The sequence below is a fragment of the Flavobacterium sp. CG_23.5 genome, from assembly GCF_017875765.1.
In the GTDB taxonomy this organism is placed as follows: Bacteria; Bacteroidota; Bacteroidia; order Flavobacteriales; family Flavobacteriaceae; genus Flavobacterium.
Genome location: NZ_JAGGNA010000001.1, coordinates 3,151,011 through 3,171,570, shown reverse-complemented (window position 1 = coordinate 3,171,570; position 20,560 = coordinate 3,151,011). Strand labels below are relative to the sequence as shown.

Genomic DNA, 20,560 nt, shown 5'->3' with positions numbered 1-20,560 from the left:
TATTTAATATTCATTTAAAATTGAAACTATAAAATCAACTTCAGCTATTGTCAATACGGGACTTATAGGAAAAGACAAAACTTCATCGTGAATTTTTTGGGTAATGGGAAAAGACAAGTTATTATATTCTTTCAGCGCATTTTGATTGTGCGGCGGAATTGGATAATGGATTACCGTTTGGATTCCGTTTTTGTTTAAATAATCCTGTAAATCAGTTCTATTTTTAGTTCGAATGACAAAAAGATGAAAAACATGATTATTTGAAAAATCCCAGTTCGGCAAAATAATTTTCTCATTTTTTATTTCAGATAAATACCGTTTTGCAATGGTTCTGCGTTGCTCGTTTTCTCTGTCAAGATTCGGTAATTTGATATTCAAGAAAGCGGCTTGCAGTTCATCTAATCTTGAATTCACACCGATATAATCATTATAATATTTCGTTTCAGAGCCATAATTTCGCAGCGAATAAATCACTTTTGCCAACTCTGAATCATTTGTGGTGACTGCTCCGCCATCGCCTAATGCTCCTAAATTTTTTCCTGGATAAAAACTATACGCTGCACTTGATTTTTGATTGCTGATTTTTGATTTTTGATTGCTAACAGCCCCGTGAGCCTGAGCCGCATCTTCAACAACGAGCAAATCATTTGCCATAGAAATTTCATTAATCTTATCCATTTCTGCCAATTGTCCGTACAGATGAACTGCCAGAATCGCTTTGGTTTTTGAAGTGATTTTCGAAATAATTAAATCGGGATTGATGTTGTATGTTTCTAATTTTGGCTCGACCAAAACAGGGACTAAATCAGCTTGCAAAATAGCTAGAATACTGGCGATATAGGTATTTGCAGGAACGATGACTTCATCTCCTTTTTGCATTTTTCCAAGTTGAATATAACCTTTGAAAATCAATACTAAAGCATCGAAACCGTTTCCTACTCCAATACAGTATTTTGTACCACAATAATTGGCAAAATTAGTTTCAAATTCTTTGACTTCATTCCCCAAAATATACCAACCCGAATCTAATACCGATTTCAATTTTTCTTGAAAGGCAGTTTCGTAAGGTTCGTTTATTTTCTTTAAATCCAGAAATGGTATCATTTGATTTGTTTTATTTAGCAAAAAACGAATTTAGTTTATCATAATTAGCGGTTTCCACCTGATAAAAATCGTGAACAATGGTACTGGCCCCGAAGCTTTCTTTCCAATAGGTCAATCCATCATTTAACTTTTTTCCTTGCAATTCATTGGAAATTCCAAAATCGAAAAACCGTTTATTAGCAAAGACATCCGTGATAAAATAGTGATATAAAAAATCTAAACTACCTAGATTCTCGTCGCTCTCGTTTTTAGCAATATACTGACAATGAGCTACATTTTCACTTTCAAAAATAGTAGTTCCCGCGACAATTTCATCTTTGTAATAGACATTAAACTGTCTGATATTATTAGGAAAATGATTCCGCAATAATATGATTTCTTCTAATGTATGAACCGGATTTACGTTGTGTCTTTTATTTAAGTTAGGAATCAATATTTCATTCCAAAACAACTCAAAATCATCTTCTTCTTTTATTACCAGACCGTTTGAAATTCCTTTTTGAATGCCTCTTTTTCTTATTTTAGAAAAATTATTTTTTTGCGATAAGTCAATTACCGACAAGCTATCTCGTCTTACTAATTGGGCTTCCGCCAAAAACAAAGCGTACAAAATTTCATCGGCTGGTTTAGTGTGATAAATGGACGGAATCGTTTTTAAATGCAATTTTTCGATTTTATTTTCATTTAGAAACAACAAAACAGCTCTAAATGCAGTAATTATTGTAGTCAATTTTGATTTTTCATTATAAACTAACCCGCCGTAAGTCAATCCTTGATGCGAAAAAATTTCATTCCCCTCTTTATTAGCAGGAAGTACAGCAATCCATTTTTCTTTGTAAAAAACAATCAATGAATTATCCTCAAATCGATTTTTGTGATAATCCATAAAGTCCCTATGAAACAAGAAAGTTGCATTTTTGGCTTGACCAATGAATGCATTCCAGTTATCATAATCGCAATCTTGGTATTGTTTGATGGAGTAATTTTTCAAGACTGATTTTTAAACTTTAGAAAACAATAAATTTATTATTCCGCAAGTATATTATTTTTTATAAAATTAGATAATTAAATATAAATCACTAATTTTAAATTTAATAATCTAATTTTAAATGAAACAAAAGCTACTCTATCTCATAATTAGCCTAGTTTCCATAGGGTCCAACTCCATTTTTGGACAAGAAATTTCCTTGCATAACCAATTTAATGGAAGATACGATTTTTTATTTGTTGGTAACACTTTAAATAAAACTGAAAATGGCACTGGTCAAGCATGTGAAATCAATACCACATCTTCGGCAACATTGAAATTAGATCCCGCTGATGTTGTGGAAAAAGTCTATTTATATTGGGCCGGATCTGGGAACGGTGACTTTGATGTGACTCTTAATGATAAAACCATAAGTGCCGAGCGCACTTTGCATGTTTTGCAGAGCACTTCTGGTTTGCCTTTTTTTAGTGCTTTTGCAGATATTACTGACCAAGTTCAAGTCTTCGGTAATGGGGAATACCGCCTTAGTGATTTGGATTTAACAAACGAAATTGATAATTACTGCTGGAATGGCACTAATTTTGGCGGGTGGGCTATGATTATTGTTTACTCAAATCCTTCTTTACCATTAAATCAGCTTAATATTTATGACGGCTTACAGTATGTTCCAAATGAAATAAACATTACACTAAACAACTTAAACGTAATTGATAATTTGGATGCGAAAATAGGTTTTATCGCTTGGGAAGGCGATCAATCCATTAATGTTAATGAAACGCTACGGATCAATGGAAATCCCATTGGCAATCCGCCATTAAATCAAGTTGACAATGCCTTCAACGGCACAAACAGCTTTACCAATTCCACTACTTTGTACAATATGGATCTTGATGTTTACAACATTCAAAATAACATTGCTATTGGCGATACGTCTGCTAAAATTCAACTTACTTCTGGTCAAGATTTTGTAATGATTAACGCTATTGTAACCAAATTAAATAGTCAGTTGCCCGATGCTACGATTCAACTTAATGAAATTAAATTAAGTTGTGATTCTAGACAAATTATGGTGGATTACACGGTTTATAATTCTAAAAGCACTAGTTCATTACCAGCAAGAATGCCTATTGCCATCTATATTGACGGGATTTTAAGAATGTCTTTTTCAACACTTTCCGTTATTCCAATAAATGGAAGTGAAAACAATACAGTTATCATCACAATTCCAGACAGCATCGTAAACCCTTTTGATTTACAATTTATTGTAGATGAGACGGGAAATGGCAGTGGAATCATTACTGAACTGAATGAGAATAACAATACTGCTTTAATTTCAAAAATAGCATTGTGGACAAAGCCAAAAGTAAATCCAGTATTAAATATTGAAACTTGTAACGTAGGTTTAGGACGAGGAATTTTTGATTTTACTGCTACCGAAGCATTGGTAAAAGTAAACTCTGATGATATAGTTAGTTTTCACACCTCGCGCGCAGATGCTGAAAATGGAGCTAACCTGATTTTCAATTCAAACAATTTTGTTGCTGAAACCACTCGCCAAGAAATTTTTGTTCGAGTCAAAAACGAAAATTGTTTTACTATTACGTCTTTCATTATTAACGTCAAAAATTGTCCGCCTTTAGTTCATAATTATTTTTCACCAAACAATGACGGCTTTAATGATACCTTTTTTGTTGAATACTTACGCAATATTTTCCTTAACTATCGGATTTCAGTCTATAATCGTTGGGGAACTTTAGTTTGGACAGGAAATAATGGCACAAGTGATTGGGATGGATTTGCAAATGAAGGTATACTGCTGGACAGCAAAAAAGTGCCAGACGGCACCTATTATTATGTAATTGATTTAAATGATTCGGAATATCCAAAGCCGTTGGTAGGATACTTGTTTTTAAAAAAATAGATTTTTCTCTTCAAACTATTTTTGTTCTAAAGGGGATAAATACCATTTAAATTTCACTGCCATTAGGCGCACTGTAATAATAAATAAGGAAGTTGCCAGATATAAAATATCATTATCGAGATTCAGTTTTTTTAGCATAAAAAATACGATTCCTCCAAGGATGCAAATCGTGGCGTAAATTTCTTTTCTAAAAATAACAGGAATCTCAGTACACAAGATATCACGGATTACACCTCCAAAACAGGCTGTCATTGTTCCTATTGCGATACAAATAACAGGATGAAGCCCAATATTAATCCCTTTTTCAAGTCCAATTAATGTGAAAACACCTAATCCGATAGTGTCAAATAAAAACAAAGAAGTACGCAAGCGATCGAATTTTTTTCGAAAAATAATAGCTAGAAAAAATCCAACAATAATTACATAAACATAATTTAAATCGCGCATCCACCCTACTGATGTTCTCCCTATCAAAACATCACGCAACGTTCCTCCGCCCACAGCCGTTACAAAAGCGATGATGAAAACCCCAAAAGGATCGAGCTTTTTGTTCATGGCAGTTAATGCGCCTGACATAACAAAAGCCATCGTACCGATGATATCTAATAGATGAAACATTATAACTTTTTATTTTAAAATAAGTGAAGAAAATTTCTGACTGAAAAATAATTCTGACAAATTTAAAGAAAATACGGTTGAAAACTAATTGTTCCCGATACAATTAACCAATCTGTTTTTTGATTCACAAATATTCCTTTCTAAATATATAAAACTGAATTATCTCTATGTATCTTTGTTAAACCATAAATAAAACGAATCTTTTGAAACAAATAACTTCCGCACAAAATCCATTCATAAAATCTTTGGTGCAATTGCAGGAAAAAGCAAAATCACGCAAACAATCCGGAACTTTTTTAATTGAGGGAAAACGCGAAATTTCATTAGCCATTAAAGGTGGTTACGAAATGGAAACGATATTGTTTTTGCCCGAAATTTGTTCTGAAACCGAAGCCAGAAAGTTATCCTCAAATACCGAGTTAATAGAAATTAATAAGGATGTTTATCAAAAACTGGCATACCGGGATACTACCGAAGGTGTTTTGGCTGTAGCCAAAACAAAATCACAACAGTTATCCGATTTAAAATTATCTAAAAATCCTTTAATTCTTGTTGCCGAAGCGCCGGAAAAACCGGGAAACATTGGTGCTTTATTACGTACAGCTGATGCTGCTCATCTGGACGCAGTGATTATTGCCAATCCAAAAAGTGATTTATACAATCCAAATGTGGTGCGCTCTAGCGTAGGTTGTTTGTTTACCAACCAAATTGCAACTGGAACAACATCCGAAATTATTGCTTTTTTGAAAGAACGAAAAATCAATTTTTATTGTGCTACTTTACAAAATTCAACTTCGTACCATACTCAAGATTATACTTTGCCAACGGCGTTAGTTGTTGGTACAGAAGCGACCGGCTTAACCGAAGAATGGCGAACGCAAGCCACGCAAAATATCATTATTCCAATGCAAGGCGAAATCGATTCTATGAATGTTTCGGTTGCAGCAGCGATTTTAATTTTTGAAGCCAAAAGACAAAGAGGTTTTTAGATTTTTGATTGCAGATTTAAAAACAAAAAATAGTAAAGATTTACCATTTTATAAAATACTTAGATAATATGAAAAACAAATTATTCGTTGCAATAACATTAATTTCAACCACGTTTTCTTTCGCCCAAATTAGTTCAACCCAAGTGGATGAATTAGTTAATCGGACTTTAACCGCATTCAATGTTCCTGGAATTGCTGTTGCCATTGTAAAAGATGGGAAAATCGTTCTTGCAAAAGGGTACGGTGTAAAATCAATTTTGACAAAAGAAAAAGTCAATGCCAATACCCTTTTTGGAATTGCATCAAACAGTAAAGCTTTTACAAGCGCAGCATTAGCCATGCTAGTGGATGAAGGCAAAATAAAATGGGATGATAAAGTAATTAAATATCTTCCCAATTTTAAAATGTACAATGAGTATGTAACCCAAGAATTTACGATTCGGGATTTACTGACGCATAGAAGTGGGCTTGGTCTTGGCGCCGGCGATTTAATGATTTGGCCTGACGGAAGTAATTTTACCGCACAAGATATTGTCCAAAATTTGCAGTATTTAAAACCGGTTTCTGCTTTTAGAACCAAATACGATTATGATAATTTACTATACATTGTTGCCGGAGAGGTGATTCATGTTGCAAGTGGCAAAAGTTGGTGCGATTTTATTGAAGAACGCATTATGAAACCATTGGAAATGAACAATAGTGCCGCTTCTTTTTTAAGATTAAAAGATACAACAAACATAATAGCGCCCCATGTTCCAATTGATGGAAAATTAAAAGTAATCAAACGCTATCAAAATCAACTTTTTGATGCGGCGGCGGGAATTTATTCCAGTGTTAATGATTTAAGCAAATGGACCATTATGCAAATGAATAACGGAAAATATGGTGCTGTAAACAAGCAATTATTCTCTGAAAAAGAACATAATCAAATGTGGCAATTGCAAACTATAATTCCTGTAAGCACAAAAGCACCTTATAACACTCACTTTAGCGGGTACGGATTAGGTTGGTTTTTGAGTGACGTAAAAGGCTATAAACAAGCTTCGCATACCGGGGGACTTGAAGGAATTGTAACCCAAGTCACTTTGATACCAGAGTTACAATTGGGTATTATTGTATTGACGAACCAGCAATCCGGAGCAGCATTTAACGCAATTACCAACACGATTAAAGATAGTTATTTGGGAATTAAGTCCGACGATTATGTTACAATTTACAGTAACAAATTAAAAGCTAACGTAGAAAGTGCCGATAAAGTTACGGATGAAGTATGGGCTGCTGTTGCAAAAAATAAAAAAGATAAAATCAAAATAGATTTCAAAACGCTAAAAGGAACTTTCAATGATAATTGGTTTGGTGCAATCACTATTTCTGAAAAGAAAGGAAAATTATATTTTGCTTCAGCTCGTTCACCTCAGCTTACTGGAGAAGTTTTTTTCTACAAGGAAGGAAATTTTGTTGTGAAATGGAATAATGCATACTTTCATGCTGATGCCCATTTATTTTTTGAATATGATGCAGCTGGAAATGCAATAGGTATAAAAATGAAACCAATTTCTGAGCTGACCGATTTTAGTTATGATTTTCAGGATTTGGATTTCAAAAGGGTAGAAAATAATATGTCTAAAAATACTGTTTCCGGTAATTAAATCCTAAGTCAAAAAAACAAGTAATCCTTGTATATCTCCTAACTAATTTCTATTTTTAGAGATTGAACCATGCCGTTATGATAGAAATTGATATAGAAAAAGAAAATAAAGCAATTGCTCAAGAATATAAAGAGTTACTCCGTATAAGCTACCAAACTTTAAGCGATGAAGATAAAAAACTGATTCGCAAGGCTTTTGACGTTTCCGTTGATGCCCATAAAGATCAGCGACGAAAATCGGGCGAAGCCTACATCTTCCATCCTATTGCTGTAGCAAAAATTGTTGCATCAGAAATTGGTTTGGGAGCGACTTCAATTGCAGCCGCATTGTTACACGATGTTGTTGAAGACACACTGATGACAGTGCAAGATATTGAGCGTTTATTTAATCCTAAAATCGCACAACTGGTAGAAGGTTTGACTAAAATATCCTTAGTCCAGAAAGATCTGAATGCCTCATTGCAAGCCGAGAATTTCCGTAAAATGATTCTAACGCTTAATGATGATGTACGTGTAATTCTTATAAAATTAGCCGATCGTTTGCACAACATGCAGACCATGGATTCGATGCAAGAAGACAAACAAACTAAAATCGCATCTGAAACCTTATACATATATGCTCCACTCGCCCACCGTTTGGGTTTATATAATATTAAAACAAAACTGGAAGATTTAGGATTAAAATATACTGAACCAGCCGTTTATAATGAGATTTTAAGCAAAATAAAAGAAACTAAAGAAGAACAAGATGCATACATTGCTGACATTTCGGAAGTTCTTAAAACTTCATTAGACGCAGAACAGGTAGATTACATTATAAAAGGTCGTCCAAAATCTATTTATTCGATCCGTCGAAAAATGAAAGCGCAAAACGTAAGCTTTGATGAAGTCTATGATAAATTTGCACTTCGCATCGTTTACAAATCAAATCCACATGATGAGAAATTTATAGCTTGGAAAATATATTCTATCGTAACAGATCATTACCGACCAAGTCCAAGTCGATTACGTGATTGGATTTCATCACCAAAATCGACAGGTTACGAAGCTTTGCACATTACCGTAATGGGGCCAAAAGGTCGCTGGGTCGAAGTGCAAGTGAGAAGTGAACGTATGGACGAAATTGCAGAAAAAGGATATGCAGCGCATTACAAATATAAAAATGGTGCTACCGAAGAAAGCGGTTTGGATGTATGGCTGAATTTACTAAAAGAAGCTTTAGAAAATTCTGAGACTAATGCGGTGGATTTTGTCGAAGATTTCAAAATGAATTTATATTCCAAAGAAATCTTTGTATTTACTCCAAAAGGAGAAATTAAATCCTTGCCAAAAGGCGCCACTTCACTCGACTTTGCTTTCAGTATTCACTCAGAAATTGGAATTCGTACTCGGGGAACGCGTGTTAATGGAAAATTAGTACCGTTAAACCATGAGCTAAAAAGTGGCGATCAAATTGAAGTTATTACTTCCCAGCATCAAAAACCAACGCCCAACTGGCTCGATTATGTAACGACTTCAAGAGCCAAAACTAAAATAAAAAACGTTCTAAACGAAAACACTAAAAAAATTGGTGAAGAGGGAAAAGAGCTGTTAACTCGAAAATTAAAACATTTAAAAATAACTCTAAACGAATCAGTTGTCAATGAATTAGTTATTTTTTTTAAACTAAAAACTAGTTTAGATTTATTTTATAGAGTTGGGATTGGCGCTATAGAAAACCAGCAGCTTAAAGATTACGCGGCACAAAAAAGCAACACTTTTATAAATTTTTTCAAAAGTAAAATAAAACGTTCTTCAAGCAGCACAGCCGATGAAGATATTCATAAACCAGTAATAAGCAGCAGTTATGACATGCTTGTTTTTGGCAAAGAACACGACAAATTAGATTATAAATTATCTCCTTGTTGCAATCCAATTCCTGGTGATGATGTTTTTGGTTTTGTAACCATAAATGAAGGAATTAAAGTTCATAAAAAAGATTGTCCAAATGCCATAGGGATGCAATCAAATTATGCGTACCGAATTTTGACTGCCAAATGGATTGACTCTTCTCAAGAAGAATTCAAAGCAATAATAAACATTACCGGAATGGACATATTGGGACTAACAAATCAGTTAACAAAAGTCATTTCAAATAATATGCATGTAAATATTCAAAGTATTTCTTTGAGTACTGATGCTGGAATTTTCCATGGACAAGTAGCCGTAATTGTTCAAAACAATACGATTTTGAAAAAAATGATCAGTAATATCAAAAAGATTGACGGAATCGATAAAGTAACACGTGTTTATAAAACCTAAGAAAGATTACGTTTAAAGTTTTTAAAATTTGATTATTACATTTATTATAAGCAAAATTTACAACTTGAAATGAAACAGAAAGCCAAATTAGTCCATTTTTAAACGATTTGATTTTTCAACTTTAAACGCTAAACTTTAAACTTTAAAAAATAAAAATTTATCTTTGCCAGATATGACACTCATTTCCACTGATAATAACAAAAACCAAGAAATTGTAAAAAATGTTTTTACAATGTATCTTGAAAATAAAGGACACCGCAAAACTCCTGAACGTTACGCAATCCTTCAGGAAATTTACGAAAGTGAAGAACATTTTGATGTAGAGAATCTGTATATCAAAATGAAAAACAAAAACTATCGTGTGAGCAGGGCAACGCTTTATAACACAATCGAATTGTTATTAGATTGTGCTTTGGTGCGTAAACACCAATTTGGTCAAAACCAAGCACATTACGAAAAATCATATTTCGATAAGCAACACGATCACATCATTATGACCGATACTGGTGAAGTAATTGAGTTTTGTGATCCAAGAATTCAAAGTATTAAGAAAACGATCGAAGAAATATTCGATATAGAGATTACCAACCATTCCTTATATTTGTATGGAATAAAAAAACAAAAAGAGAGTTCGGACAGCTAAGAAGTTGTGCTTTATATTAAAAATTAACTACAAATAACATATAGAATGACCGTAGATTTATTACTAGGATTACAATGGGGAGATGAAGGAAAAGGAAAAATTGTTGATGTTCTTACTTCAAATTATGATATTATTGCTCGTTTTCAAGGTGGACCAAATGCTGGACACACTTTGGAATTTGACGGAATAAAACACGTACTTAGAACCATTCCTTCTGGAATTTTTCATTCGAATAACATAAACATTATTGGTAATGGCGTTGTAATTGATCCTGTAGTTTTTAAAAGTGAAATTGACGGATTAGCAAAATTCAACTTAGATTTAAAATCAAAATTAATCATTTCAAGAAAAGCACATTTAATTTTACCTACACACCGCTTGTTAGATGCAGCTTCTGAAGCTTCGAAAGGAAAAGCAAAAATTGGTTCTACACTTAAAGGAATTGGTCCAACTTATATGGACAAAACTGGAAGAAACGGAATTCGTGTGGGAGACATTGAATTAGAAGATTTTGCAGACCGTTATAGAGCTTTGGCTGATAAGCATGAAGCGATGATTGCATTTTATAATGTTGACATTCAATACAACTTAGCTGAATTAGAAAAAGAATTTTTTGAAGCGATTGAAGAATTAAAAAAATTAGATTTTATTGATAGCGAAGAATATTTAAACCAAGCGCAAAGAGCAGGTAAATCAATATTATGTGAAGGAGCTCAAGGTTCATTACTAGATGTTGATTTCGGAACTTATCCATTTGTAACTTCATCAAACACTACTGCGGCTGGTGCTTGTACCGGTTTAGGAATTGCTCCAAATAAAATTAAAGAAGTGTACGGAATTTTCAAAGCTTACGTAACCCGCGTAGGTAGCGGCCCATTTCCAACAGAACTTTTTGACGAAGATGGCGTAACTATGGCACGTGTAGGAAATGAATTTGGATCTGTTACAGGAAGACAAAGACGTTGTGGTTGGTTAGATTTAGTAGCGCTAAAATATGCTGTTCAAGTTAATGGTGTAACCCAATTAATGATGATGAAAGGTGATGTACTTTCGGGTTTTGAAACTTTGAAAGTATGCACGGAATACATTTATAAAGGAGTGAAAATTTCTCACTTCCCATACAACATCGAGCCAGAAAACGTTACTCCTGTTTACCAAGAATTCAAAGGTTGGAAAGCTGATTTAACTGGTATGACAACTTACGATGAATTGCCAATTGAATTAAAAGAATATATAGAGTTCATTGAAAAAGAAGTGGAAGTTCCTATCAAAATAGTTTCTGTGGGACCAGACAGAAAGCAAACTATTCTTAAATAAAATTACTTAACGCTCTGAAAATTCAGAGCGTTTTTTTTAGTATATAAATCAATTCCTACGAATGAAAAATCCAACTATTAAAATACAAAAAACCGAATTGCTTTCTGATAACTGGTATATTTTAAACAAAGTAACTTTTGATTATCAAAAAAAAGACGAATCTTGGATAACCCAAAAACGTGAAGTCTATGATCGTGGAAATGGAGCGGCTATTCTACTTTATAATACAAAACAAAAAACAGTAATTTTAACACGACAGTTTCGCTTACCAACGTATCTCAACGGAAATGAAACCGGAATGATGATTGAAGTTTGCGCAGGACTTTTGGACGAAGATCATCCAGAACAATGTATCATTAGAGAAACCGAAGAAGAAACTGGCTATCGACTTACTAAGGTTCAGAAAGTAATGGAAACCTACATGTCTCCTGGTGCCGTAACGGAAATTTTATACTTATTTGTTGGGGAATATAACGACTCCATGAAAGTCAGCGCAGGCGGCGGAGTTGCACATGAAGAGGAAAATATAGATGTGATGGAAATGTCCTATGATCAGGCCTATGCTATGATTGAATCAGGAGAAATAAAAGATGCAAAAACAATTATGTTATTGCAATATGCCAAAATAAAGAATTTAGTGTAAGACGACTGAACTGCAGAAACTAATAGGGAAAGAACTTCTCTTATTTAAAATTTAAAAAAAAGTACAATGAAACTGTTTCATTGTACTTTTTTTATTTCCACATTCCCATGATAAAAACTACTTGTTGGGCTGAGGAGTCATTCTTAAATATGGTTTTATTCTTTCATATCCTTTTGGAAATTTAGCAGCAATGTCTTCGTCTTTAATGGCTGTTGAAATCACTACTCTTTCTCCATCTTTCCAATTAGCCGGAGTTGCCACGCTATAATGTGCTGTCAACTGCAAACTATCAATTACACGAAGTAATTCATCAAAATTTCTTCCGGTAGAAGCGGGATACGTCAAAGTCAGTTTTATTTTTTTGTCTGGGCCAATAATGAAAACGGAGCGAACCGTAAAACTTTCATTAGCATTGGGATGAATCATATCATACAACTCTGCGATATGTTTGTCTTCATCGGCAATTATTGGAAAATTGACTGTTGTATTTTGAGTTTCGTTAATGTCTTTAATCCATTGCATATGGGAATCTAATCCATCTACGCTCAAGGCAATAACTTTTACATTTCTTTTTACAAATTCAGGGTAATAATTTGCTACAGTTCCTAATTCGGTGGTGCAAACTGGCGTGAAATCTGCAGGATGTGAAAATAAAACACCCCAAGAATCACCTAACCATTCGTGAAATTTTATTTTCCCTTGCGTCGTTTCTGCTTCAAAATCCGGAGCAATATCGCCTAATCGTAATGATGCCATAATGATTTGTTTTTATTGATTACTAACAGTCTAAGTTATTGAATTAACGTCAATAAACCGTATAACAAACCCTAAAATTGTACTAAAAATTCAACAAATAAATAGCAGCTGAATTTTTCCGGCAATAAAAATAATTTTCGAACACAAAAAAAGTCGTTAAACGGAAATTCGTAGCCCCGATAGAAATGGAAATCCTTTATAGGAGTAAATCCTGAAAGGTTTACGCCTATAAAGATTGCAATGCATAGCGGGAAAAAGCTCCTGAAAAATTAAATAAACTGCACAATAAAGTACCAAAAAACTAACGTGATAAATGACAGCGGTATTCCGAAACCAATCATCATGCTGCTCAACCTTGGTTTTAATCCATGAGTCGAAGCTAAGATACTTGCGGTAATCATGGGCGCCATTGCGGCTTCCATTAACACAACTTGCATCGCTGTTGAATGCTGGTCTAAAATGACAACGTACAATAAATATATGAGTGCCGGAGTCAGCACTAATTTATACAAAAGTCCTAATCCCAAGAATTTCCAATGTTGGCTTCTTTTATCAAACCGTAATTGCAATCCTACCGAGAGCATTGCTAATGGTGTCATGGCGCTCCCTACCTTTTGCAGAAAATACTGGATGTATTCATGGAAATCAAAATTTAAAACATTCATTACGCAAGCTCCCAGAAAAGCGATAAACGGTGGAAAGAACAAGATTTTTTTGGCAATATGAAAGCCGTTAGGACTTCCAGTTGAATATAACGTCGCCACTAAAATCCCCAAAGTAGAAAGCACTACAAAAGAACCAGGCTGATCTACTAAAATTGCAGTTTTCATGCCTTCTTCTCCATATAGTGCTTGAATTATAGGAAATCCAAGAAATGAAGTATTGCCTAATCCAGCTGTTATAATCAGACAACCGGTGAGTTTTTTAGACCAGCCAAATCTGCAGCCCAGAAGATTAAAAAATAAATAAGAAACAATAAATCCAATCCAGGCCATGGATATGGGGTATAACAATTCGTTACTCCATTCAATTTTTGGTATGTAATATAAGGCTAATGCGGGAAGACAAATGTAAATTACGATGTTGTTTATACCTTTATAACTGTTGGTTGGAAAACGTTTTACCTTTTGTAAAATAATTCCAAGCAATAGAAAAACGAAGATTATAATGAAGTTGTACATAGAGTAGAATTGACTACAAAAATACTATTAAAATTTCTTTGGCAATCAGAGGAATTATAATTTTAGTTTTTGTTTTGAGATCTTTTGTTGGTTTACATGGATTGATATTAAGAATCGCTTTAATTCATTTGCTAACGTCGCAAGTTTGAATTGCAAATTTTCATCACTATTATTACAAAATCACGGTCGAATAATTTACAACGTAGCTACAAATTATGCAATGCAGAACGCAAAAACACTTTAAAAATAAGTAATTTTCATTACTTTTACTTTTCAAAACTTACGCTTTGCCAAACAAAAAATCCCAACCTAGTGCGCTCCATGAGAAAGCTGGAATTTCTCCACCGGAAATGATTAGTTCTATCTCCGTGAAAAATATTCAGCAGTTTAGAAAAATACAACCCTCATCTACAGAATTAGTGGACGGTATTTTAGCGGGAAGCGTCACAGCATTAAGTCGGGCAATTACTTTAGTGGAGAGCACCAATGCCAACCATTTAGAGAAAGCCAATGAAGTAATTAATGCCTGTTTACCTCATGCCAATAAATCGGTCCGTATAGGAATCACGGGTGTTCCCGGCGTTGGGAAAAGTACGTTTATTGAAGCTTTTGGAAAATATTTAACTGGTTTAGGGAAAAAAGTGGCGGTTCTTGCCGTCGATCCAAGCAGTACGATTTCACACGGAAGTATTCTGGGTGATAAAACCCGTATGGAAGAATTGGTAAAAGATCCAAATGCCTATATCCGACCTTCGGCTTCGGGAGAAACTTTGGGTGGTGTGGCGCGAAAAACCCGTGAAACCATTACGCTTTGTGAAGCTTGTGGGTTTGACACCATAATAATTGAAACTGTGGGAGTGGGTCAAAGCGAAACTGCGGTTCACAGTATGGTAGATTTCTTTCTTTTATTGAAAATTTCTGGTGCAGGCGATGAATTACAAGGAATCAAACGCGGAATTATGGAAATGGCAGATGCTATTGTAATCAACAAAGCAGATGGTGATAATATTAGAAAAGCGACTTTAGCCAAAGTAGAATTCAACAGAGCTTTACATCTTTTCCCTGCTAAAAAATCTGGATGGACGCCCACTACGTCAACCTGTAGCGCCTATACTCATGACGGCATTCCCGAAGTTTGGGAAACTATTGAAAAGTTTCTTGAACTTACAAAAGGCAACAACTCCTTCTTTGAAAAACGAAAAGAACAAAACCAATACTGGATGCTGGAAACCATAAACGAGCAATTGAAACTAAATTTTTACAATCATCCTGAAATTCACAAGCTGCTTGAAACCAATAAAAAAGCGGTGCAAAATGATGAAATATCACCTTTTGCAGCCGCTCAGTCGTTATTGGGAAAGTATTTTTCCTCCTCTAATTCTTCCAAAGGAGGAGAATAAAAATATATTTACGCAAATTTTCATGATTTATTTCTAGGAACGAAGTGCTAATTCTGTTTTTTAGTAATGACATAATACGGCACAATTCACTCATTAAACAATAAAATCTAAATAATTTTCTTGATTTATAATTTCAAATGTGGCATTGGGATATGATTTCGCAAATTCCGTTGGTATTTTTATTTTTCCTTTACCCCATTTGTATTCAAAGGCAAAAAGTTGATCATTAACTTCTTCAATCCTATCTATTTCTTGCTTGGTATGTGTTCTCCAAAAATAGTCTAAGACATATTTCCCTTTATAATGAAGCATTTTTATTCTTTCGGAATTTAGGTAATTCTCCCATAATTTACCAATGTCTTCTCTCGTGTTTATTGGATTGAAGGAATTTATTATCGCATTGCGAATACCATTATCCACAAAATACCATTTTTTCATTTTTGTAATTTCGTTATCTCGATTTCTGCTAAAGCCCGAAACAGAATAAATTATAAAGACCTTACTAAACAAATCCAGGTATTTTTCAACAGTATTTTTACTTATTTGCAAATCCCTGCCAATACTTTCCAACGAAACTTCACTTCCTGTCCTAAAAGCAATAATTTGCAGCAATGAAATGATTTTATCCCGTTTTTTAATCCCCTCAAATGCCAAAATATCTTTCAGTAAGTGATTGTTTACAATTTCTTTGAGATAGCTTATTTTTTCATCCCAATTATTCAAGCTTGATAATTCGGGATAACTTCCAAAGATTAGTCTTTCTTCAAGATTGTTTATAGTTTCCAGATAATTTTCCTGTTTTGAAAATTCCATTTGCGAAATAGGATAGAGACTTATAGTTTTCATTCTACCAACCAATGGTTCTCCAATCTGATTGTTAATTTCAAATGCTGATGAGCCTGTAATTAAAACTTTCAAATCAGGTATTGTATCCACCATCAATTTGAGTTTTCTTCCAATGTTTGGAATTTCCTGAGCTTCATCTATTACCAGAAACTTTATATCACCCAAAATTCTTTTATAATTTGCGGTACTTTGAATTTCTAATATATTATGCGTCTCTATATCGTCACCATTTAAAAAGAGTACTTCTTCCTTAGTGCTTTTTATAACTTTATTAATTAATTGCGTTTTTCCTACTCGCCTCGCTCCCAATAAAACAAGGACTTTGTTCGGTTTTAGGAACTGAGGTATCAGTGATTCGTATATTCTATTTACTTCCATAACAGCTACCATTTGAACACAAATATAACTATTTTCAATTCAATTCCGTCAATAAACTGACGGAAATTAACTAAATACCGTCAGTATATTGACGGTATTTAGTTAATTTCCGTCATTACAAACGACAATAGCTCTTGTAGCTGATAAAAAAAGCGGCTACAAAAATGATGTAATATCACCTTTTGCAGCCACTCAGTCGTTATTGGGAAAGTATTTTTCCTCCTCTAATTCTTCCAAAGGAGGAGAATAAAAATATATTTAAACAATTTATTTCTAAAAATTGGGACTGATTGTTTCATTTCAAAAAAGAACTCTACTCCTTCTCGTAACGTTCCATTTCTCTATCGTAAAACTCATTGGCAAGAACGATTAATCCTTCCATTTCGGTATTTAATTCGGCTTCGTCAAGATCTTCAGCTTCTTCCATAAACTCGACTTCATCATCTTTTAAATTGATTATAAATCGTGGATAGTCTAAGTGAATGATGAAAATATCGTCGTGTAAATCCGTGTTATCGCCCAGTAAAAATTTTGGTAATTCCATTTTATTATTAATTTGTTGATTTGATAATTTGGTAAATTGAATTCGCATAAACGAATAACCAAAGTACCGAATAAACTTTTTAAAAAACTATTTATCAGAAAGAATTACCGGCGCATTCCCTCTGCCATTCATAAAAATAATTTTAGTGTTAGTAGAGGTTGCAATTTCTTTTTGCGCTTTTATTTGTTCGTATTGCAATTGCTTGTCAGTTAAACCCGTTGAAATAATTCGTTGATAATCGGCAATACCTTGTGCTTCTACTCTTTTACGTTCGGCTTCCTGTTTTTCTTTTTGAAGAACAAAAGTCATTTTTTGAGCATCTTGCTCTGCATTAATTTTACTTTCGATAGATGCTTTTACTGATGTAGGAAGATTAATATTTCTAATAAGCAACTGCTCCAAAACCAATCCTCTCGATTTGAAATCGGCTTCTATTGTTTTAAAAATTCGCTGTTGAAATTCATTTCTTTTGGTGGAATATAAGGCAACGGCATCATAATAAACAGCATTATCACGAATACGGGTTCTAGTAATAGGTCGAACAATTTTATCAGAATAGTTTACTCCAATTTCTTTGAAAATTTTTGGAGCAGCATCTGGTGATACTCTGAACAAAACCGTTAAGTCAATTACTACTTCAAGTCCATCATTTGACAAAACACGAATGGCGTCGTCACCTTGTTGTGCCCCTTCTCCATGAACTGCTGACATGGTATAATTTTGGGTTTGAATGTCGAATTCCGTAACATCCATAAGCGGATTAATCACATTCAATCCACTTTCTAAAACATCTGGTTGAACGCTACCATACAAAGATTTTACTCCTACTTTACCCGCATCAATTTGCTTAAACATAGAAGAAAAAACTCCCAAAATAATTAGAAGAACCCCAATGATTTTGAGAATACCTGAAAATTTAGAAAAGGGATTTGTATCGTTTTTTAATGTAAAACTTAGAATTAACAAGATTATTCCAAGAATAATAAATAGTATCATTTTTTAATTGGTTTGATTAATATACTTATTATACGAGAAAAGAAATAAGAAGTTACATTGTGAGAAAAATTTTAATTTTTGTGATTTTCTAAAACCAATTTTCTTGTTAATCTTGCGAAACGAATGTATAAAAATAAAGCTGCCGAAGACAATCCTGCCAATAATCCTATCCAAATTCCTACCGCTTGTAATGAAGTGTATTTTCCCAAATAGTACGAAATAGGAAAACCAATTACCCAATACGCGACAAAAGTAATATACATAGGAATTTTTACGTCTTGCAAACCTCTTAAAGCTCCAAGCACTACAACTTGAATTCCATCTGAAATTTGAAAAACCGCAGCCACTAAAAGTAATTTTGCAGTTATTAATATGATTTCGCTGTTATCAATCGCTTGGGCCGAATCAGTCATATTCAAGAATAAATGAGGCAGGAAGTTATGAAAAATTACAAAAATAAAGGCGAAAAAAGTTTCGAGCATAATAGCCAATAAAAAGATAGATCTTGCTACAACAATTAAACTTTTGTAATCATTCATTCCTTTCGTATGGCTCACTCTAATCATGGCGGTCACGCTCAAGCCCATCGCAACCATAAAGGTTGATGAAGCTAGGATAAGCGCAATCTGGTTTGCTGCTTGACTGTTTTTCCCTAATGAGCCGGAAAGCCAAATTGCGGCAGTAAATAAGGTTACTTCAAAAAGCATTTGCATGGCGGAAGGAAAACCAAGATTGATAATTTTTTTTAGAATTGATTTTCGGATTTCTTTGAAACTAAAATTTTTGAAATAGCTTTTAAACGCTTTATTATGTCTCATCAATAAATCCATGAAAACTACCATCATAATTCTGGAAATCACGGTTCCTAATGCTGCTCCAAGAATACCTAATTTTGGAAAAATCCAAATCCCATAAATCAATACATAGTTAAAAAATATATGAACCACATTAGCCATTAATATAGCATACATGGAATATTTAGTTTGCGCTAAACCGTCAGCAAATTGTTTGTATCCTTGATAAATAATAACGGGAATCAAAGAAAATGCGACCCAATCAATATAAGGAGCGGCCATATCAGCTACTTCTTTGGGTTGGTGCATCAAGTACATTATTTGTTTAGATAATACGGTCACCATAAATAAAACAACTCCTAAAACGGTACACAATAATAAACCATGATGAAAAGTCGAACGAATTTTTTTATCATTTTGTTCCGCATTTGCCTCAGAAACCAATGGCGTAATAGCTGTAGAAAATCCTATTCCTAAAGATAATGCTATAAAAATGAAACTATTACCTAAGGAAACTGCAGCCAATTCCGTCGACCCTAGTTTCCCAACCATGAAATTATCCACGATACCTATTAAAGTATGTCCAAGCATTCCCAAAATTACAGGATATGCTAATTTGATATTATAAGAAAACTCTTTAGTATATGTAGATAAATTCACTTTTACTTTTTTATTGACAAAGATAAATAGAAGCTTTCAATTTTATCAATACTATTATAAATATAACGTCTGTTTATTAGTAGACTTTTGCATTAAACAAGGAATTCTATAACAAAAGCGAATAATTCTATAACATTTCAAACTTACTGTAAACTTACATTTGCAGAGTTATTATGCAACAGTAAAAGCAAAATGACGAAACAATTATTAAACAAAATATTACAATTATGAAAATTTCAGCAAAAATTAAAATGGTATTAGTGGTAGCGATTTCAGCTATGTTCGCTAACAATGCACAAGCACAAGAAGTTAAAGAAGTTAAAAATTACGATCAAGGTTTTCGTTTAGGAGTAGGTTTAAATGCTGGCTATTCTACAAATGATCCTTATAAATTAGCATTAGGAGCCGATGTAAGAGGGCAATATGATTTATCAAAAAGATACTCTTTGACTTTAACTACAGGTTATACTAACTTATTTGTAAGCAAAGCTGATACTTTTCCTGGACAAACTGAAGGAAAAGATTTAGGGATTATCCCAGCTAAAGCGGGTTTCAAAGCTTTTGTATGGAATGACGAATTTTATGTAATGGGAGAAGCTGGAGCTGCATTTGCAGTAAGCAATGTAGATAACACTAGAGACAAAACTTCTTTATTGTTATCTCCAAGTATTGGGTACGCAACAAAATATATCGATATTTCTTTGAACTATACCCATTACAATCATTTTGATCGTTTAAACAACAATGGTACTCTTGGTAGAGGAGTTGGACAAGTTGGTGTACGTTTAGCTTATGGTTTTCAACTATAAAACTATTTTGAATTAGTTTAAAAA

The 20,560-nt window shown here is 33.6% G+C and carries 18 protein-coding genes; 9 read left to right on the top strand and 9 right to left on the bottom strand.

Annotated features, from left to right (window positions below; genetic code table 11):
- Nucleotides 1–3 precede the first annotated feature (3 nt).
- Together H4V97_RS13720 and H4V97_RS13715 are read right to left on the bottom strand one after the other, a co-directional pair.
- Nucleotides 4–1,104, bottom strand: a complete 1,101-nt coding sequence (locus H4V97_RS13720; protein WP_209549986.1) for a DegT/DnrJ/EryC1/StrS family aminotransferase — start codon at nt 1,102–1,104, stop codon at nt 4–6.
- Nucleotides 1,105–1,114: 10 nt separating this feature from the next.
- Complete coding sequence (locus H4V97_RS13715) at nt 1,115–2,095, bottom strand: GNAT family N-acetyltransferase (protein ID WP_196850662.1); 981 nt, start codon at nt 2,093–2,095, stop codon at nt 1,115–1,117.
- 118 nt (nt 2,096–2,213) lie between these two features.
- Between H4V97_RS13715 and H4V97_RS13710 the strand changes: the two genes are divergently transcribed.
- Nucleotides 2,214–4,013, top strand: coding sequence for a gliding motility-associated C-terminal domain-containing protein (locus tag H4V97_RS13710; protein WP_209549985.1), 1,800 nt, complete (start codon nt 2,214–2,216; stop codon nt 4,011–4,013).
- A 15-nt stretch (nt 4,014–4,028) separates the two neighbouring features.
- On the opposite strand, the gene H4V97_RS13705 is transcribed toward H4V97_RS13710, so the two are convergent.
- Nucleotides 4,029–4,631 (bottom strand): trimeric intracellular cation channel family protein, encoded by a 603-nt coding sequence (locus H4V97_RS13705; RefSeq protein WP_209549984.1) that lies wholly within the window; start codon nt 4,629–4,631, stop codon nt 4,029–4,031.
- A gap of 203 nt (nt 4,632–4,834) precedes the next feature.
- Between H4V97_RS13705 and H4V97_RS13700 the strand changes: the two genes are divergently transcribed.
- The 6 genes from H4V97_RS13700 to nudK all read left to right on the top strand — a co-directional run bounded on the left by H4V97_RS13700 (nt 4,835) and on the right by nudK (nt 12,172).
- Entirely contained in the window at nt 4,835–5,620 is a 786-nt protein-coding gene (locus tag H4V97_RS13700; RefSeq protein WP_209549983.1) for a TrmH family RNA methyltransferase, read from the top strand.
- A 68-nt stretch (nt 5,621–5,688) separates the two neighbouring features.
- Nucleotides 5,689–7,269, top strand: a complete 1,581-nt coding sequence (locus tag H4V97_RS13695; RefSeq protein WP_209549982.1) for a serine hydrolase — start codon at nt 5,689–5,691, stop codon at nt 7,267–7,269.
- Between the two features lie 77 nt (nt 7,270–7,346).
- The gene (locus tag H4V97_RS13690) at nt 7,347–9,569 is read left to right on the top strand and encodes a RelA/SpoT family protein (protein WP_209549981.1); all 2,223 of its coding nucleotides are present in this window, start codon (nt 7,347–7,349) and stop codon (nt 9,567–9,569) included.
- 172 nt (nt 9,570–9,741) lie between these two features.
- Complete coding sequence (locus H4V97_RS13685; RefSeq protein ID WP_196850656.1) at nt 9,742–10,212, top strand: Fur family transcriptional regulator; 471 nt, start codon at nt 9,742–9,744, stop codon at nt 10,210–10,212.
- 45 nt (nt 10,213–10,257) lie between these two features.
- Nucleotides 10,258–11,529 (top strand): adenylosuccinate synthase, encoded by a 1,272-nt coding sequence (locus H4V97_RS13680; RefSeq protein WP_209549980.1) that lies wholly within the window; start codon nt 10,258–10,260, stop codon nt 11,527–11,529.
- Nucleotides 11,530–11,590: 61 nt separating this feature from the next.
- A complete protein-coding gene (nudK, locus tag H4V97_RS13675) occupies nt 11,591–12,172 on the top strand; it encodes a GDP-mannose pyrophosphatase NudK (RefSeq protein WP_209549979.1) in 582 nt (193 codons plus the stop codon).
- Nucleotides 12,173–12,289: 117 nt separating this feature from the next.
- On the opposite strand, the gene H4V97_RS13670 is transcribed toward nudK, so the two are convergent.
- Together H4V97_RS13670 and H4V97_RS13665 are read right to left on the bottom strand one after the other, a co-directional pair.
- Complete coding sequence (locus H4V97_RS13670; RefSeq protein ID WP_209549978.1) at nt 12,290–12,928, bottom strand: peroxiredoxin; 639 nt, start codon at nt 12,926–12,928, stop codon at nt 12,290–12,292.
- 269 nt (nt 12,929–13,197) lie between these two features.
- Entirely contained in the window at nt 13,198–14,109 is a 912-nt protein-coding gene (locus H4V97_RS13665; RefSeq protein ID WP_209549977.1) for an AEC family transporter, read from the bottom strand.
- Between the two features lie 287 nt (nt 14,110–14,396).
- On the opposite strand from H4V97_RS13665, the gene meaB reads away from it, so the two are divergent.
- The gene (gene meaB, locus H4V97_RS13660; RefSeq protein WP_196850651.1) at nt 14,397–15,509 is read left to right on the top strand and encodes a methylmalonyl Co-A mutase-associated GTPase MeaB; all 1,113 of its coding nucleotides are present in this window, start codon (nt 14,397–14,399) and stop codon (nt 15,507–15,509) included.
- Between the two features lie 93 nt (nt 15,510–15,602).
- Here the strand turns inward: meaB and H4V97_RS13655 are convergent, their stop codons facing one another.
- The 4 genes from H4V97_RS13655 to H4V97_RS13640 all read right to left on the bottom strand — a co-directional run bounded on the left by H4V97_RS13655 (nt 15,603) and on the right by H4V97_RS13640 (nt 19,727).
- On the bottom strand, nt 15,603–16,733 hold the full coding sequence (locus H4V97_RS13655) for an ATP-binding protein (RefSeq protein ID WP_209549976.1): 1,131 nt from the start codon (nt 16,731–16,733) through the stop codon (nt 15,603–15,605).
- Between the two features lie 313 nt (nt 16,734–17,046).
- A complete protein-coding gene (locus H4V97_RS13650) occupies nt 17,047–17,277 on the bottom strand; it encodes a hypothetical protein (RefSeq protein WP_196850649.1) in 231 nt (76 codons plus the stop codon).
- 87 nt (nt 17,278–17,364) lie between these two features.
- Nucleotides 17,365–18,273, bottom strand: a complete 909-nt coding sequence (locus tag H4V97_RS13645) for a prohibitin family protein (protein ID WP_209549975.1) — start codon at nt 18,271–18,273, stop codon at nt 17,365–17,367.
- Between the two features lie 71 nt (nt 18,274–18,344).
- Nucleotides 18,345–19,727 carry an MATE family efflux transporter gene (locus tag H4V97_RS13640; protein WP_209549974.1) on the bottom strand — a complete coding sequence of 461 codons (1,383 nt, stop codon included), beginning with the start codon at nt 19,725–19,727 and terminating at the stop codon, nt 18,345–18,347.
- Between the two features lie 227 nt (nt 19,728–19,954).
- Here H4V97_RS13640 and H4V97_RS13635 point away from each other — a divergent pair, with 227 nt between their 5' ends.
- Nucleotides 19,955–20,536, top strand: coding sequence for a hypothetical protein (locus H4V97_RS13635; RefSeq protein WP_196850646.1), 582 nt, complete (start codon nt 19,955–19,957; stop codon nt 20,534–20,536).
- The last annotated feature ends 24 nt before the right edge of the window (nt 20,537–20,560 follow it).

Excerpts from the sequence above, each read along its gene's own strand:
- H4V97_RS13720 (WP_209549986.1), bottom strand. The coding sequence starts at position 1,104 with ATGATACCATTTCTGGATTTAAAGAAAATAAACGAACCTTACGAAACT.
- H4V97_RS13710 (WP_209549985.1), top strand. The coding sequence starts at position 2,214 with ATGAAACAAAAGCTACTCTATCTCATAATTAGCCTAGTTTCCATAGGG.
- H4V97_RS13705 (WP_209549984.1), bottom strand. The coding sequence starts at position 4,631 with ATGTTTCATCTATTAGATATCATCGGTACGATGGCTTTTGTTATGTCA.
- H4V97_RS13695 (WP_209549982.1), top strand. The coding sequence starts at position 5,689 with ATGAAAAACAAATTATTCGTTGCAATAACATTAATTTCAACCACGTTT.
- H4V97_RS13690 (WP_209549981.1), top strand. The coding sequence starts at position 7,347 with ATGATAGAAATTGATATAGAAAAAGAAAATAAAGCAATTGCTCAAGAA.
- H4V97_RS13685 (WP_196850656.1), top strand. The coding sequence starts at position 9,742 with ATGACACTCATTTCCACTGATAATAACAAAAACCAAGAAATTGTAAAA.
- H4V97_RS13680 (WP_209549980.1), top strand. The coding sequence starts at position 10,258 with ATGACCGTAGATTTATTACTAGGATTACAATGGGGAGATGAAGGAAAA.
- nudK (WP_209549979.1), top strand. The coding sequence starts at position 11,591 with ATGAAAAATCCAACTATTAAAATACAAAAAACCGAATTGCTTTCTGAT.
- H4V97_RS13670 (WP_209549978.1), bottom strand. The coding sequence starts at position 12,928 with ATGGCATCATTACGATTAGGCGATATTGCTCCGGATTTTGAAGCAGAA.
- H4V97_RS13665 (WP_209549977.1), bottom strand. The coding sequence starts at position 14,109 with ATGTACAACTTCATTATAATCTTCGTTTTTCTATTGCTTGGAATTATT.
- H4V97_RS13655 (WP_209549976.1), bottom strand. The coding sequence starts at position 16,733 with ATGGAAGTAAATAGAATATACGAATCACTGATACCTCAGTTCCTAAAA.
- H4V97_RS13650 (WP_196850649.1), bottom strand. The coding sequence starts at position 17,277 with ATGGAATTACCAAAATTTTTACTGGGCGATAACACGGATTTACACGAC.
- H4V97_RS13645 (WP_209549975.1), bottom strand. The coding sequence starts at position 18,273 with ATGATACTATTTATTATTCTTGGAATAATCTTGTTAATTCTAAGTTTT.
- H4V97_RS13635 (WP_196850646.1), top strand. The coding sequence starts at position 19,955 with ATGAAAATTTCAGCAAAAATTAAAATGGTATTAGTGGTAGCGATTTCA.